Source organism: Citrobacter sp. wls717, from assembly GCF_005280955.1.
In the GTDB taxonomy this organism is placed as follows: Bacteria; Pseudomonadota; Gammaproteobacteria; order Enterobacterales; family Enterobacteriaceae; genus Citrobacter; species Citrobacter werkmanii.
In genome coordinates this window covers 16,975-32,605 of sequence record NZ_SZWW01000032.1, presented here as the reverse complement: position 1 = coordinate 32,605, position 15,631 = coordinate 16,975, and the positions used below count along the sequence as shown (strand labels likewise).

The following is a 15,631-nucleotide window of genomic DNA, read 5'->3' as shown; positions in this document are numbered from 1 at the left end:
AGGGGGCGCAATGTCACTTTCATCACCGGGCGTACATCTGTTTTATCACTCACGCTGGCAGGATACGCGCGTGCTTGATGAACTATGCTGGGGGCTGGAAGAGCAAGGCGTCCCTTGCCGGACAATCTGTTGCGACGCACATGACTGCGCGCTGGCCCTCAGCAAGCTGGCGGCTAAAAGCTCAACATTACGCGTGGGTCTCGGCCTCAGCGCCAGCGGTGATATTGCCCTAACCCACGCCCAGCTACCCGAGGATCGGGCGCTGGTCCGTGGGCATATCGCCGCCGGGGCAGCAATGATCCGCATGCTCGGCGCCAATGCTGGCCAACTGGTCAAAGTGCTTCCCTTTAGCGAGATAAAATAAATGTACCGCATCTATACCCGAACCGGTGATAAAGGCACGACTGCGCTGTTTGGCGGCAGCCGTATCGACAAAGACGACATCCGCGTTAACGCCTACGGTACGGTGGATGAACTGATTTCCCAGCTTGGCGTCTGCTATGCCAGTTCGCGCCAGGCAGAATTACGCGAAGATCTGCATGCCATCCAGAAGATGCTGTTTGTGCTGGGGGCGGAGCTCGCCAGCGATGAGAAAGGTCTCGCCCGCTTAACGCAGACGATTAACGCCGAGGATATTCAGGCGCTGGAGCAGCTTATTGACCGCAATATGGCGCAGAGCGGCCCCCTGAAAGAATTTGTCATTCCGGGGAAAAATCTGGCATCGGCACAGCTACACGTTGCGCGCACCCTGGCACGGCGGCTGGAGCGGATCCTCATCGCGATGGACAGAACGCTGACGTTACGCGATGAACTCAAGCGTTATATCAACCGACTGTCGGATGCGCTGTTCTCCATGGCCAGAATCGAAGAAACTACTCCAGATGTTTGCGCTTAAACTGGCTGGCGTCGATGTCGTACTGCTTCATCTTACGCCACAAGGTCGTGCGACCAATATTCAGCAGTTGCGACATCTCCTGCACGCGCCCACTGGTGACGCGGGCGGCATGGATAATCGCCTCTTTTTCGATAGCGGTAAAGGTCAGGCTGGCAGGCAGCAGCGAAGACGCGGTCTCCAGACCGGGGCGCTCGGCAAACAGATAATCCGGCAGATTGCTCAGCCGAATATGGCCGTTATCGCTACTGATGGCGATGTTTTCGATAATGCTGTTCAGCTCGAAGTCATTGCCCGGCCATGAATAAGCCACCAGTTGCGCCAGCGCGTCGTCGTCGATCTTCAGGCTGGTTGAAAAGCGTTTTTTCAGGCTATTCAGTCGCGTATAAATCAGCGAGGGAATACTGTTACGCCGCGCGCGTAGCGGTGGGATAACAATCTCAAAAGAGTGCAACGCGTAATACAGCTGGCGGCTAAAGCGGTTTTGCTCCACCAGATTAGCGAGATCAACCGTGGTGGTGGCGATCACTTTTACATCCACCGGGATCAGGCGACGGGCATCCAGGCGGGTTAATACTCCCTGCTTGATCACCTGTAACAGCGCGGATTGCAGTTCCGGCGCCAGATATTCAATTTTCTCCAGAAACAGCGTGCCGCCGTTCGCCAGCTCAAGGCGACTCAACCGACCATTTTCATCATCGGTGGGCGCACTGCCCATAAAATCCTGCCCCAGCACGCTGTTGGCATACAACTGACAGTTGACAGCGATATACGGCCCGCTGGCGCGTTCGCTTTCATTGTGAATGGCCTGGCTCAGCAGCTCTTTCCCGACGCCCTCTTCCCCGCACAGCAGGATCGGGAAACTTCCCCTTGCCGCCTGGCGACCAAAATGGATCAAACGTCGGGTTTCTGGATCGTCCGTCGACATCTGCTCAAAGGTGTGGCTCACCTTACCGAGCTGGCTGGTCATCAGCTGACGCATTTGCTCCACCGGGTGCAGCAGCAGGATAAAGCTGTTGCCCTGCTCCTCAACAATCGGCTTCAGGGTGATGACGGCATCAACAAACTGGTGCTGACTTTCAAAAGTGACTTCGACGTGATTCAGACCGCGGGCATGTTTAATTGCCCGACGCAGCAGCATGGGCAAATTGAGCAGGTCGTGAATGTTTTTGCCCTGGCTGGCCTGCGCGTCGAGATGCAAAAGCAGCGCCGCGCGCGCATTGAGGAACTGCAACACCCCCTGCTCATTCCAGGCCATCACGCCATCATCCATGCTCTCCAGCAGCCCGTACATCTGGTTCAGATGGCGGTTGGATTCTGCCAGCAGGCTGTCGGTCAGCAATGAATTACCGACTTCTCTGGCAATCGCCAGCGTCAGGGATAAATCAGAAACGGACTCATGTTCTACCAGACAGCATAATGAGATGGAGCCAAACAGACGCCCATGGTTATCGAACACCGGCGTCGAGCAGAACGACCACGGATGCAACGCCTGTTTAAAGTGCTGAGCGCCAGAGGTTTTTGTCGGCTGCCCCGGCATCGTCGCCAGCGACAGCGCACAACTGCCAATAATGCTTTCCGCGCAATAGCTGCCGTCGCGAAATCCAAGCTCCGCCAGCTGTTCTATCGTCTGCGGATCGCCGCAACGGCTGAGAATACAGGCTGATTCATCCAGAATCAGCAGTGCGCACGGACGACCGTCCATAAACTCCCAGGCATCTTCCAGCGCGGCCTGCGCAATCGTCAGCAGCGCCGTCTTGCGACGACAAATCGACTCAAAGGTCAGCCCTTGCGCCTGATGCGGCGCCTGCCAGGTTTCCCGCTGCATAAACTTGCTGCAACGATGCCAGGACTGGGCGAGAACCGAAGAGACTTCCTGCCCGATGCTATGCGTGTGCGCCGTCATATCCATTTCCGCTGTTTTGCCATAGACAACCCCTCCGGCAGAGACTGTCAGAGGGGGAGAAGATGCTGGGTAAATTTACCTGTGCCCGATTAACGCGCCAGCCACTGCTGTCCCAGCAGGTCTGCCGTCAAAATAGCGGCATGTACGCTTTCAGGCGTCACCGGGAACGGCATATTGTGAATGGTTTCACCTTCTGCGCAGGTGGCTTTAGCCACGGCCATAATCTTGCCGTCAATGTCGTCTTTCACGCCCATTTCCGCTAACGTTACCGGCAGGCCCACTTTCTGACAGAAATTCAGCACGGTTTCGATCTCTTCCATCGGGCTGTTCTGCAGCACCAGCTGCGCCAGCGTACCAAAGGCGACTTTTTCACCGTGGTACAGATGGTGACACTCTTCCAGAATCGTAAAGCCGTTATGGATGGCATGTGCCCCCGCAAGGCCGCTGCTTTCAAAGCCGATACCGCTGAGGTAGGTGTTGGCTTCGACAATACGTTCCAGCGCATCGGTCACCACGCCAGCCTGGGCGGCTAAGCGTGCCTTTTCGCCTTCCGCCAGCAGGGTATCATAGCACAGGCGCGCCAGGCTCAGCGCCGCCACGGTGGACTGCCCGCCCGCCATGCTGGTCGCCCGAGCGTCATAACAGGCTTTCGCTTCAAACCAGGTAGAGAGCGCATCGCCCATCCCGGCCACCAGCAGACGTACCGGCGCTTTGGCAATAATTGCGGTATCCATCACCACCATATCCGGGTTTTTCGGGTAGATCAGATACTCTTCAAACTCACCCGCTTCGGTATAGATAACGGACAGCGCGCTGGTTGGCGCATCGGTAGATGCGATAGTTGGGATCACCACCACCGGCAGCTTCTGGTAATAACCAATCGCTTTGGCGGTATCTAACGTTTTCCCACCGCCAATCCCAACCACACCACGGCAACCGTGTTTTTTCAGAATGGCAATCAGGCGATTAATTTCAACATGGCTGCATTCACCGTTGAAGCGTTCCGCGTGGCAGCTAATGTCATGGCTATGCAGACCATTGAGTACCTTCTCTCCCGCCAGCTTCATGACGAAGTCGTCCGCAATCACGAAAAAGCTGTCCGCCAGATTTTTAGCGTATTGACCAAATAAGGTAGAAGCGTCAGGACCCTGGAGATATTTGGCTGGAGATTGAATAACTTTTAGCATTCCTTTCATCCTCAAATAAGTACATGTTTTTACATGGTGAGCCCTGGCGTTAACCCGTTTAGCCTGATGTTGACGGCGAAAACGGACGTACCGGAGCGATGTAATAACTGTATGGCGAGGCGTGCACAAAAAAATCTTTCGTCATTTTGTTCTGATATGAAACAGATAAAAAAGGCACACGTTTCATATTGGAACACTTAACCACAAAAATAATAAGGTTTGCGATCCCGATCCGTTCCTTTACCGCGAAATCACCGACCAACACGAAGATCAATTTCCCCAATAACGCGCCATCCTGCGTAAAAACCCGCAAAAAAAGGCTGACAGCGCCGTGCAGCCTGCTCTGTTCGCAGAAGAAAAAAGTCGAGCGAGTTCGCATTGTGCTGATTTTTCGCCTAATTAAGTTTCATTTCGGAACAAAAAACAGCAATCACGTTTCGTAATGAAACTCATTTTCGCGTTGTTTTTTTCCATGCTGACTTCGCCAGAATCTCTCTATCGCCTCCGCACCATGAACATGCATTCGGGGGTTTGTCTTACACTCAACCTCGAGGAGCCGTTATGTCTCAATTCTTTTTTAACCAACGCACCCAGCTTGTGAGCGACGTGATCGACGGTGCAATTATCACCAGCCCGTGGAATAACCTGGCGCGTCTGGAGAGCGATCCGGCCATTCGCGTCGTGGTTCGCCGCGACCTTAACAAAAATAACGTGGCGGTGATCTCCGGCGGCGGTTCAGGGCACGAACCTGCGCACGTTGGGTTTATCGGCAAAGGAATGCTGACCGCGGCGGTCTGCGGCGACGTGTTCGCCTCCCCGAGCGTGGATGCGGTACTGACCGCTATTCAGGCAGTGACCGGTGAGGCTGGCTGTCTGTTGATCGTGAAGAACTACACCGGTGACCGTCTTAACTTCGGTCTCGCCGCCGAGAAAGCGCGACGCCTGGGCTACAACGTTGAAATGCTGATAGTCGGTGACGACATCTCCCTGCCGGATAACAAACACCCACGCGGCATTGCGGGAACCATCCTGGTGCATAAAATCGCCGGCTATTTCGCTGAACGCGGCTACAACCTCGCCACCGTCCTGCGTGAAGCGCAGTACGCAGCCAACAACACCTTCAGCCTGGGCGTCGCCCTCTCCAGCTGTCATCTACCGCAAGAAACCGACGCCGCGCCACGCCATCATCCGGGTCATGCTGAGCTGGGCATGGGCATTCACGGCGAGCCGGGGGCCTCGGTTATTGATACCCAAAACAGCGCGCAGGTGGTGAACCTGATGGTGGATAAACTGCTGACGGTCCTGCCTGAAACCGGCAGAGTGGCGGTGATGATTAACAATCTTGGCGGCGTATCCGTTGCGGAAATGGCCATTATCACCCGCGAACTGGCCAGCAGTCCGCTATCCCCACGCATCGACTGGCTGATTGGTCCGGCCTCGCTGGTCACCGCGCTGGATATGAAAGGATTCTCACTAACGGCCATCGTGCTGGAAGAGAGCATCGAAAAAGCGCTGCTGACCGAAGTGGAAACCAGCAACTGGCCGACTCCCGTCCCACCGCGTGAAATCAGCTACGCGCCATCATCCCAGCGCAGCGCGCACGTGGAATTCCAGCCCTCTGCCAACGCGCGGGTCGCTGAAATTGTGGAGCAGGTCACCGGAACGCTTTCCAATCTGGAAGCACATCTCAACGCGCTGGATGCCAAAGTCGGCGATGGCGATACGGGTTCAACCTTTGCCGCCGGCGCGCGTGAAATTGCCAGTCTGCTGCAGCGTCAGCAGCTTCCGCTGGATGACCTTGCCACGCTGTTCGCGCTGATTGGCGAACGTCTGACCGTGGTGATGGGGGGTTCCAGCGGCGTGCTGATGTCTATTTTCTTTACCGCCGCCGGGCAGAAACTGGAACAGGGAGCTAACGTTGCCGAAGCGCTGAATGCGGGTCTGGATCAGATGAAGTTCTACGGCGGCGCAGACGAAGGCGATCGCACCATGATAGATGCACTGCAACCCGCGCTGACCTCACTGCTGGCGCAGCCGGACAACCTGCATGCCGCTTTTGACGCCGCGCAAGCCGGGGCCGAACGAACCTGTTTGTCGAGCAAAGCCAATGCGGGTCGCGCATCGTATCTGAGCAGCGAAAGTTTGCTGGGTAATATGGATCCCGGGGCGCATGCCGTCGCAATGGTATTTAAAGCGCTGGCGGAGAGTGAGTTGGGTTAAGTGATAAATGCCTGATGCGCTTCGCGCATCAGGCAGAACGTTAACGATAAACGCGGAGGCCACCCTCGACGCCGCGGCTAAACAGTACCTGCCAAAGCTCAATATCTCTGGCGCGGAAAGCCCCAGCGCAGGCGCATAAATAGTAATTAAACATTCTTCTGAAGGTGGCGGAGTAACGTGAAGACAGCTCCGGCCATGCCTGATTAAAACGCTCATGCCAGGCCATCAGCGTTTTATCGTAATCACTGCCAAAGTTATGCCAGTCTTCCATTACAAAGCGTGATTCGCTGGCCTCGGCAATATGCGATATCGACGGTAAGCAACCGTTCGGGAAAATGTATTTATTGATCCACGGATCGACGCTCATCCCCTTTTTGTTGCTGCCAATGGTATGCAGCAGGAACAGCCCGTCCGGTTTTAAACAACGGTCGGCGATGCTGAAATAGGTGTCGTAGTTTTTCGGCCCGACGTGTTCGAACATCCCCACGGAGACAATGCGATCGTAGTGTTTATCGAGGTCACGATAATCCTGCAGCAGAATATTAACGTCCAGCCCTTCACAGCGCTGTTGCGCCATTTTCTGCTGCTCTTTAGAGATAGTGACGCCTTCTACCGCCACGCCGTAATGACGCGCTGCATATTCCGCCAGTCCGCCCCAGCCACAACCGATATCGAGTAAACGCATACCCGGTTTGAGTTGTAGCTTCTCACAAATCATTTTTAATTTGGCATTTTGCGCATCATCTAATGTGGTCGCGTCTTTCCAGTAACCACAGGAATATTGCATATGCGGATCCAGCATCAGCGCAAAAAGATCGTTCCCAATATCATAATGTTCTTTGCCGACAATCCACGCGCGGCTCCGCGACTGCAAATTAAACAGGCGAGCGCTGGCAATGCGTAAAATATCTTTCAGGTTGCCCGGCATTTGCTGGTCGAGTTTTGCTTTGAGAATTTTACAGAACAGAATATCGAGCCGCTCGCAGTCCCACCAGCCTTCCATATAGCTTTCGCCCAGCCCTAACGAGCCTTGTTGCAGTACCCGCTTAAAGAAACCGGCATGATGAAGTTGAATGTCCCAGGCACGAGAGCCATTAATCTGGATATCCGCTTGCGAAAGTAGCTCTTTCCCCATTCGGGTCCAGTTATCATTTGTTTCATTGACGATGACAGCATCTGAACAAAGCGTGTTCATGGTATTTACCAAAGTGGGCTAAAAATCGTTACGCAAGATTATTATGGAAAACGGAATGTATGTATTATGATCTGCGGACAAAATCTATCGAATAGCGGACACATCACCGGGAGCATTGACGATTTATTTATGGAGACTCTCGCGCAAAAACAGTGGAATTCATTCCCCGATAACTCCATTACAGAGCTGCCGCAGGACGTGTACTTTCGTTCTTATGTCCTGGAAGCCAACCATCATGTTCCGCAGCATTCGCACTCTTTTATGCAGTTTCATTTCGCCCGCAAAGGCAGCATGCGAATTGATGTTGCCGGCAAATGCTGGATAATCCCGGCGCATTATGGCATCTGGATCCCCAATAATACCGAACATGCGGTCTGGGCACTGGATGATGTGCATTTAGAGAATCTGGATATTAAGCCGGGTTTTCTTGAAGAGAGCATCAATGAATGTAAAGTGGTGGCAATCAGTGATTTCGCCAGAGAGTTTATTCATTACGCCACCAATTTAATTTCGGGCCATTATGATAGCCAGTCAAAAGAGGGCAAGCTGGTTAGTGTTCTGGTCGATATTATTCTGCAGCTCCCGGAAGTCGCTTTTGTATTACCCTGGCCGCACGATCGCGAATTAACCAAAGTGTGCCGGACAATCCAGGAATCCCCGGCGCTGGAGCATTCGGTTGAATACTGGGCGCAGCATCTGGGCATGTCAGCCCGTACCTTTTCACGGCATTTCAAAAAAGAAACCGGATTGCCCTTCAGCGTCTGGAAGCAAAAAATGCGTATTCTGGAGTCCGTATTAATGCTGAAGAAAAATAAAAGCGTAACTGCCGTGGCGCTGGATGTGGGGTATTCCAGCACCGCGGCATTTAGCTATGCATTTCGCCAGGCGTTTGGCGTGCCGCCATCGAATTACTGATTAACGGCGTTGATGCCAGTAAGCCGTTGCGCGCACCAGTTGCTGATCGAACGCCGCGGTTTCAAAGCGGGCGCAGAGGTTTTTTACCACCCTGCCTTCGCCGGTAATCCAGATGAAATAATCGTCTGCGGGCACGTTCAGCCGCGATAAATGTTCGTTCACCGCCTGTTCGTCATGGCCGATAAACCACTGAATAGTAAACTCGTCGAGATGGGCAAAATAGTCCTGATACGCCGCATCCTGCACGCTTACCAGCGCCGTTACGTTCGGGCGTACCGCTAAACGGCTGAGCGACTCCAGCCGTCGGCGCAGCGCGGGCATTCCTGATTCATCACACACGTAAACCTGATACGCATAATCCTCTGGCACCACCAAAGAACCGCGCGGACCACCGATCGTCAGCTTGTCACCCTCGCGAGCATTCATCGCCCATGTGCTCGCCACGCCACCGTCATGAATATAAAAATCCAGCGCCAACTCATGGCGCGCTTCGTCATACAACGGCGTGTAGTCACGGGAGAGCGGACGCACACCCTCGGCCCAGACAATGCCTTCATCGGTGACAACAGGCGGCACAAAATGGCTGCCCGGCTCCGGGAAAAAGACCTTGGTATGGTCATCAAAGCCGTGCGAGCTAAAACCGTCCAGCGCATCACCGCCCAGTACGATGCGCTGAAAACCCGCGCTAATACGTTCAACGCGCAGGACGGTAAGTTCACGGAAGCGCAGTTCATTGCGAACGCGCTGTGGGTAGCGTGAGGTGTTTTTTGTCATTTTTTCGCCTTCGTGAAGATAATACGATATATCTAAATTTATTTTTAAATGATAATGATTGCTAATCAGAAAGATTGCAAGCACTTTTTTGATATAGCCACATTGTGATTACCAGCCATCACAGACCTTATAAAAATAGATAATAATCAACATATTAAAAAACATTTAATTTGTCGACTTGCGTAAAAACAACATTTAGATATAAATTAGATATATCTAAAACACATCAGGAGACGATGATGCAAAACCATCATGAAGGTTGCTGTAAACAGACAGAGCACCAACACGAAGGCTGCTGCAAGGGTGAAGGACATCACCACGAAAGCCGCCACAGTGAGCGCCATGCAGGCTGCTGCAAAGGTGAAGAGCATCGCCACGAAGGCTGTAACAAAGAACATCGCCATGAACAAGGATGCGGACACCGCCACGGTCGCGGCGGTGGTCGTCGGCAACGCTTCTTTGGTCACGGCGAATTACGCCTGGTGATTCTGGATATCCTGACCCGCGACGCCAGCCACGGCTATGAACTGATCAAAGCGATTGAAACCCTGACTCAGGGTAACTACACCCCGAGCCCGGGCGTTATCTATCCGACGCTGGATCTGTTGCAGGATCAAGCCCTGATCGCCATCAGCGACGAGGAAGGTGGGCGTAAGCAGATTGCCATCACGACTCAAGGTCTGCAGTGGCTGGATGAGAACCGCGAACATCTGGAACATATCCACGAACGTATTAAAGCCCGCTGTGTGGGTTTTGAATTACGTAAAAACCCACAGATGAAACGCGCGCTGGAGAACTTCAAAGCTGTGCTGGACCTACGTGTCAATCATGGTGATACCAGCGAGGCGCAGATCAAAAAAATCATTGGTATTATCGATCGTGCCGCGCTGGACATTACTCAGTTAGATTAATCTGCGCAGCAGGCGGAACCCGTATCCGGCGTTGCGCCTGCTGTGGTTAAGATTAATGCAGCACCGTGACCGCATCTTCCAGACGACCCGCGCGATGTTTCACCATCGCGGAAATCTGGGCACTCTCTTCAACCAGTTCAGCGTTTTTCTGCGTAATGCTGCTCAGTTCATTCACCGCACGAGTCAGGCTGGAAAGACCATCGGACTGTTCCAGCGTTGAGTGGCTGATTTGCGCGATCAGTTGAGTGACGTTTTGCACCTGCGCCACAATATCGTCCATCGTACGCCCCGCGGCGTGCACCTGATCGGAGCCGGACTGTACCTTATCGGCGCTGGCATCAATCAGCTTGCGGATATCATTGGCCGCGCTGGCGCTACGACTGGCAAGATGACGCACTTCTCCCGCCACTACGGCGAAACCTTTGCCCTGCTCGCCCGCCCTCGCGGCTTCAACGGCGGCGTTCAAGGCCAGAATATTGGTCTGGAAAGCAATATCGTTAATCAGCGTGGTAATGGTGCCGATCCGCTGAGTGCTGTTGGCAATATCATCCATGGTTTTGATGACGATATCCATCGCCTCGCCGCCGTGTGTTGCCGCGCTGCTGGCAGCAATCGAGAGTTTATCGGCCGCGGCGGCGGTCTCAGAGTTTTGTTTCACCGACGCCGCCATCTGATTCATGGTGGTCACCGTTTCCTGCACATTCTCCACGGTCTGCTGCGTATGCTTGTTCAAATCATCACTGCCTTTTGCCAGCGTTTCGCTGTCGCTGCGCACACAACTCACCTGGCTGGAGACATCATGGATGAGCCAACGGCACATTAACCCCAGTTGCCCCACCGCTCGCAGCATCAAACCCAGTTCATCACTGCGGTTAAGATGCGATACGCTGTTGCGCTCACCGGTCGCCACTTTCAACGCCTGACGAGCAACATTCTCGATGGGACGCACAATTTGCCATTCGAAAATAGCCGTCCCCAGCAGCATTACCAACGCACTCATCAACAGTAACGGCCATTCGGCGCCCGTTTGCTGCAATGCGGTCGCCAGTACGGCAAACATCAATGCCATCACGCTGCGTACCCGCCAGCGAATCGGCAGTGCCGGGAGTTTACCCAGCCAGCCTTTGCGTACCACCAACCCTTTATGAATACGTCGGTTGCAACGTCCTTCATTCAGCGCTTTATATAAAGGCTCTACCGCCGCAATCTCTTCGTCAGTTGCCCGGGTACGAATCGACATGTACCCGGTCACTCGCCCTTCCCGCACCATCGGCACCGCGTTGGCCCTCACCCAGTAGTGATCGCCATTCTTACGCCGATTTTTCACAATGCCGCTCCATGGCTCACCCTGCTTAAGGGTGTACCACATATCCGCAAACGCCGCTTTTGGCATGTCCGGATGACGAACCAGGTTGTGCGGCTTATCGAGCAATTCATTCAGTTGATAGCCGCTGACCTGGACAAAGGTATCGTTCGCATGAGTGATATAGCTTTGTAAGTCGGTGGTGGACATGAGGGTGATATCATCATCCAGCGGTGTATTTTGCTGACTAACGTAGGGATGAGAAGACATGGTTGCGTCCTGTGCAGGTTATCTGGTTGTTAACTCTTTCGGCTTATGTTATTTCGGCGATAATCTTTTTATCTTTAGTTGTTAAATTTGATTTAGATCGCAATTTGCGATTAAACCTCAAAATCTGTACGCATTCTAATTCGTTGATTTAAAATACTTTCATTAAGTAACTATTCAATTGCACGTCTTCCCCCGCACCGTGACAGTGCAAACATTGCCCATTTTTAGCGCAAATACGCGTAAATTCGATCTGTTTTCAGGTGCCAAATCTGGGCAAAATGCCAGCAAATGTTAAATGCTGGCATTAAATGTTGCGCAAATAAGATGTTTCCTGGTGTTTATCCCGATTTTTGCTAAGCGCGCCGGAATGGCGCAATCCCTGCAATACTTAAATCAGTATCATGTGATACGCCAGCTCCGGGAGCATATTTTGAACAGGTTACCTTCCAGCGCATCGGCCCTGGCCTGCAGCGCACACGCACTGAATCTCATCGAAAAGCGCACGCTTGATCATGAGGAAATGAAATCATTAAACCGAGAGGTGATTGAGTACTTTAAGGAGCATGTCAATCCGGGGTTCTTAGAGTATCGAAAATCTGTAACTGCAGGCGGGGATTACGGAGCCGTAGAGTGGCAAGCGGGAAGCCTGAATACGCTTGTCGACACCCAGGGACAGGAGTTTGTTGATTGCCTGGGTGGTTTTGGCATTTTCAACGTGGGGCACCGTAATCCAGTCGTGGTTTCCGCCGTACAGAATCAACTCGCGAAACAACCTCTGCACAGCCAGGAGTTACTTGACCCGTTGCGGGCCATGCTGGCAAAAACCCTCGCCGCACTGGCGCCCGGTAAGCTGAAATACAGTTTTTTCTGTAACAGCGGGACCGAGTCGGTTGAAGCCGCCCTGAAGCTGGCGAAAGCGTATCAATCGCCACGCGGTAAATTTACATTTATCGCCACCAGCGGCGCATTCCATGGTAAATCCCTTGGCGCGCTGTCCGCCACGGCGAAATCCACCTTCCGTAAACCCTTTATGCCGCTGCTGCCGGGCTTCCGTCATGTGCCGTTTGGCGATATTAACGCGATGCGTACCATGCTCAGCGAATGTAAAAAGACCGGTGACGACGTCGCAGCCGTGATCCTTGAGCCTATTCAGGGCGAAGGGGGCGTGATCCTGCCGCCGCAAGGGTATTTGACCGCCGTGCGTAAACTTTGCGATGAGTTTGGCGCGCTGATGATCCTTGACGAAGTGCAGACCGGCATGGGGCGTACCGGCAAAATGTTCGCCTGCGAGCACGAAAACGTGCAGCCCGACATTATGTGTCTGGCCAAAGCGTTGGGCGGCGGCGTGATGCCGATTGGCGCAACCATTGCCACCGAAGAGGTGTTCTCCGTCCTGTTCGATAATCCTTTCCTGCATACCACTACGTTTGGCGGCAACCCGCTCGCGTGTGCGGCGGCGCTGGCCACCATTAACGTCCTGCTGGAGCAAAATTTACCGGCTCAGGCAGAGCAGAAAGGCGATATGTTGCTGGATGGTTTCCGCCAGCTGGCGCGGGAATACCCGGATCTGGTGCACGATGTACGCGGCAAAGGCATGTTGATGGCGATTGAGTTTGTCGATAATGAAATCGGCTATAACTTTGCCAGTGAGATGTTCCGCCAGCGGGTGTTGGTCGCCGGGACCCTGAACAATGCCAAGACGATCCGCATCGAACCGCCGCTAACGTTAACGATCGAGCAATGCGATCTGGTGTTGCGATCAACACGCAAAGCCCTGGCAGCATTACGGGTGAGCGTGGAGCAGATGTAATACCTGTCGGATGGCGCTGCGCGTATCCGGCCTACGAAAGCGTGTCCTTTGTAGGCTCAGGCGTAGCCGCCATCCGGCAGAATCATTCTCTGGCCCCACTCCTTTTTTGAATCCCATCACAATCACGGCATTCCCCTTTTCCCTTTTACGCTGCGACGGCTAAATTATTAACTCATCCGACCACATAACAATAATTTTACATACTGGACACCTTTATGAGCTATTCGTCGCTGTTCGCCCCGCTCGATTTAGGCTTCACCACGCTTAAAAACCGCGTGTTGATGGGTTCAATGCACACCGGGCTGGAAGAGTATCCCGATGGCGCCCAACGGCTGGCCGCGTTCTATGCCGAACGCGCGCGTCACGGCGTGGCTCTGATTGTGACCGGAGGCATTGCGCCAGCGTTATCCGGCGTGGGTATGGAAGGCGGCGCGGTGCTCAACGATACCAGCCAGCTCGCGCATCATCGCGTGATTACCGATGCCGTGCATGACGAAGGCGGAAAAATCGCACTGCAAATCCTGCATACCGGGCGTTACAGCTATCAGCCGCATCTGGTGGCGCCTTCCGCCATTCAGGCCCCTATCAACCGCTTTACGCCGCATGAACTGACGCACGATGAAGTTCTGCAGCTGATTGAGGATTTTGCCCACTGCGCGCAGCTGGCGCGAGAAGCGGGCTACGATGGCGTGGAAGTGATGGGCTCGGAAGGGTATCTCATCAACGAATTCCTGACCCTGCGCACCAATCAGCGCGACGACGAATGGGGCGGTGAGTATGCCAACCGCATGCGTTTTGCCGTCGAGGTGGTGCGGGCAGTACGTCAGCGTGCCGGCAATGACTTTATTATTATCTTCCGCCTGTCGATGCTCGATCTGGTAGAAAACGGCGGCACCTTCGAGGAAACAGTCCAGTTGGCGCAGGCTGTAGAAGCCGCAGGCGCAACTATTATCAACACCGGTATTGGCTGGCACGAGGCGCGTATTCCCACCATCGCCACCCCGGTGCCGCGTGGCGCATTTAGCTGGGTGACGCGCAAGCTGAAAGGTCATGTGACGATCCCCCTGGTCACCACCAACCGCATTAACGATCCTAAAGTCGCCGATGACATTCTGGCCCGCGGCGATGCCGATATGGTGTCGATGGCCCGTCCGTTCCTCGCCGACGCCGAACTGCTGTCAAAAGCGCAAAGCGGACGGTCGGATGAGATCAATACCTGTATCGGTTGCAACCAGGCCTGCCTGGATCAGATCTTCGTCGGCAAAGTCACCTCTTGTCTGGTGAATCCACGCGCCTGCCATGAAACCAAAATGCCGATCGTTACAGCCACTGTGCCGAAAAATCTGGCGGTTGTCGGCGCGGGCCCTGCTGGCCTCGCGTTTGCCATTAATGCCGCCGCGCGCGGGCATCACGTAACGCTGTTTGACGCCCATAGCGAGATTGGCGGACAGTTTAATATCGCCAAACAGATCCCCGGCAAAGAAGAATTCTATGAAACCCTGCGCTACTACCGTCGGATGATCGACGTGACGGGCGTGACGCTAAGGCTGAACCACGTTGTCACCGCGCGCGATCTGGAAACTTTTGACGAGGCGATCCTCGCCAGCGGGATCGAACCGCGGATGCCGCCGATCGAGGGGATCGATCACCCGAAAGTGTTGAGCTATCTTGACGTCCTGCGTGATAAAGCGCCGGTGGGTAAACGCGTCGCCATCATTGGTTGCGGCGGGATCGGTTTTGATACCGCCATGTATCTGAGCCAGCCCGGCGATCCCACCAGCCAGAACATCGCGGAGTTCTGTGTGGAATGGGGGATCGACACCAGCCTGCAACAGCCTGGCGGATTACGCCCGGAAGGTCCGCACTTATCCCGCAGTCCGCGTCAGATAGTGATGTTGCAGCGCAAGGCCAGCAAACCGGGGCAAGGTTTAGGTAAAACCACGGGCTGGATCCATCGTGCCACCCTGCTCTCACGCGGCGTGAAAATGATCCCGGCGGTCAGTTACCAGAAAATTGATGATGATGGATTACACGTCGTATTGAACGGCGAACCGGTAATCTTTAACGTGGATAACGTGGTGATTTGCGCCGGACAAGAGCCACGCCGTGAGCTGGTCGATCCTCTCCACGCGGCAGGTAAAACGGTGCATCTGATCGGCGGCTGCGATGTGGCGCTGGAACTGGATGCCCGCCGCGCTATCGCGCAAGGCACGAGGCTGGCACTGGAAATTTAACGTCATGTCTTTCG

At 54.1% G+C, this 15,631-nt stretch carries 12 protein-coding genes; 7 read left to right on the top strand and 5 right to left on the bottom strand.

The features are described from left to right. Positions 1-10 precede the first annotated feature (10 nt). A complete protein-coding gene (locus FDX09_RS17155; protein WP_038634027.1) occupies positions 11-364 on the top strand; it encodes a glycerol dehydratase reactivase beta/small subunit family protein in 354 nt (117 codons plus the stop codon). Next, a complete protein-coding gene (locus FDX09_RS17150; protein ID WP_087856863.1) occupies positions 365-895 on the top strand; it encodes a cob(I)yrinic acid a,c-diamide adenosyltransferase in 531 nt (176 codons plus the stop codon). Here FDX09_RS17150 and dhaR read toward each other — a convergent pair. Next, complete coding sequence (dhaR, locus tag FDX09_RS17145; RefSeq protein WP_038642879.1) at positions 873-2,798, bottom strand: dihydroxyacetone kinase operon transcriptional regulator DhaR; 1,926 nt, start codon at positions 2,796-2,798, stop codon at positions 873-875. The genes FDX09_RS17150 and dhaR overlap by 23 nt on opposite strands. Before the next feature lie 89 nt (positions 2,799-2,887). Then, entirely contained in the window at positions 2,888-3,985 is a 1,098-nt protein-coding gene (locus tag FDX09_RS17140) for a glycerol dehydrogenase (RefSeq protein ID WP_007372185.1), read from the bottom strand. Positions 3,986-4,546: 561 nt separating this feature from the next. Here FDX09_RS17140 and FDX09_RS17130 point away from each other — a divergent pair. Then, positions 4,547-6,205 (top strand): glycerone kinase, encoded by a 1,659-nt coding sequence (locus tag FDX09_RS17130; RefSeq protein WP_137347597.1) that lies wholly within the window; start codon positions 4,547-4,549, stop codon positions 6,203-6,205. Positions 6,206-6,245: 40 nt separating this feature from the next. Here FDX09_RS17130 and cfa read toward each other — a convergent pair whose 3' ends face one another. Next, the gene (cfa, locus tag FDX09_RS17125; RefSeq protein ID WP_038634036.1) at positions 6,246-7,400 is read right to left on the bottom strand and encodes a cyclopropane fatty acyl phospholipid synthase; all 1,155 of its coding nucleotides are present in this window, start codon (positions 7,398-7,400) and stop codon (positions 6,246-6,248) included. Between the two features lie 66 nt (positions 7,401-7,466). Between cfa and FDX09_RS17120 the strand changes: the two genes are divergently transcribed. Continuing rightward, positions 7,467-8,315: a helix-turn-helix transcriptional regulator gene (locus FDX09_RS17120; RefSeq protein ID WP_137347596.1), complete on the top strand. Its 849-nt coding sequence runs from the start codon at positions 7,467-7,469 to the stop codon at positions 8,313-8,315. Here FDX09_RS17120 and FDX09_RS17115 read toward each other — a convergent pair whose 3' ends face one another. Continuing rightward, positions 8,316-9,089 (bottom strand): siderophore-interacting protein, encoded by a 774-nt coding sequence (locus FDX09_RS17115; protein WP_087856866.1) that lies wholly within the window; start codon positions 9,087-9,089, stop codon positions 8,316-8,318. A gap of 236 nt (positions 9,090-9,325) precedes the next feature. Here FDX09_RS17115 and FDX09_RS17110 point away from each other — a divergent pair, with 236 nt between their 5' ends. Continuing rightward, positions 9,326-10,000, top strand: a complete 675-nt coding sequence (locus FDX09_RS17110) for a PadR family transcriptional regulator (RefSeq protein WP_170973247.1) — start codon at positions 9,326-9,328, stop codon at positions 9,998-10,000. Between the two features lie 52 nt (positions 10,001-10,052). On the opposite strand, the gene FDX09_RS17105 is transcribed toward FDX09_RS17110, so the two are convergent. Further along, complete coding sequence (locus FDX09_RS17105) at positions 10,053-11,573, bottom strand: PAS domain-containing methyl-accepting chemotaxis protein (RefSeq protein ID WP_085048682.1); 1,521 nt, start codon at positions 11,571-11,573, stop codon at positions 10,053-10,055. A gap of 430 nt (positions 11,574-12,003) precedes the next feature. Here FDX09_RS17105 and ygjG point away from each other — a divergent pair, with 430 nt between their 5' ends. Both ygjG and FDX09_RS17095 read left to right on the top strand, forming a co-directional pair. Beyond that, the gene (ygjG, locus tag FDX09_RS17100) at positions 12,004-13,383 is read left to right on the top strand and encodes a putrescine aminotransferase (RefSeq protein WP_167371260.1); all 1,380 of its coding nucleotides are present in this window, start codon (positions 12,004-12,006) and stop codon (positions 13,381-13,383) included. A 215-nt stretch (positions 13,384-13,598) separates the two neighbouring features. Further along, complete coding sequence (locus FDX09_RS17095) at positions 13,599-15,617, top strand: NADPH-dependent 2,4-dienoyl-CoA reductase (protein WP_137347594.1); 2,019 nt, start codon at positions 13,599-13,601, stop codon at positions 15,615-15,617. Positions 15,618-15,631: the final 14 nt, after the last annotated feature.

Bases quoted from the DNA above. Each gene is read 5' to 3' on its own strand.
- FDX09_RS17155 (WP_038634027.1), top strand. From the start codon at position 11: ATGTCACTTTCATCACCGGGCGTACATCTGTTTTATCACTCACGCTGG.
- FDX09_RS17150 (WP_087856863.1), top strand. From the start codon at position 365: ATGTACCGCATCTATACCCGAACCGGTGATAAAGGCACGACTGCGCTG.
- dhaR (WP_038642879.1), bottom strand. From the start codon at position 2,798: ATGACGGCGCACACGCATAGCATCGGGCAGGAAGTCTCTTCGGTTCTC.
- FDX09_RS17140 (WP_007372185.1), bottom strand. From the start codon at position 3,985: ATGCTAAAAGTTATTCAATCTCCAGCCAAATATCTCCAGGGTCCTGAC.
- FDX09_RS17130 (WP_137347597.1), top strand. From the start codon at position 4,547: ATGTCTCAATTCTTTTTTAACCAACGCACCCAGCTTGTGAGCGACGTG.
- cfa (WP_038634036.1), bottom strand. From the start codon at position 7,400: ATGAACACGCTTTGTTCAGATGCTGTCATCGTCAATGAAACAAATGAT.
- FDX09_RS17120 (WP_137347596.1), top strand. From the start codon at position 7,467: ATGATCTGCGGACAAAATCTATCGAATAGCGGACACATCACCGGGAGC.
- FDX09_RS17115 (WP_087856866.1), bottom strand. From the start codon at position 9,089: ATGACAAAAAACACCTCACGCTACCCACAGCGCGTTCGCAATGAACTG.
- FDX09_RS17110 (WP_170973247.1), top strand. From the start codon at position 9,326: ATGATGCAAAACCATCATGAAGGTTGCTGTAAACAGACAGAGCACCAA.
- FDX09_RS17105 (WP_085048682.1), bottom strand. From the start codon at position 11,573: ATGTCTTCTCATCCCTACGTTAGTCAGCAAAATACACCGCTGGATGAT.
- FDX09_RS17095 (WP_137347594.1), top strand. From the start codon at position 13,599: ATGAGCTATTCGTCGCTGTTCGCCCCGCTCGATTTAGGCTTCACCACG.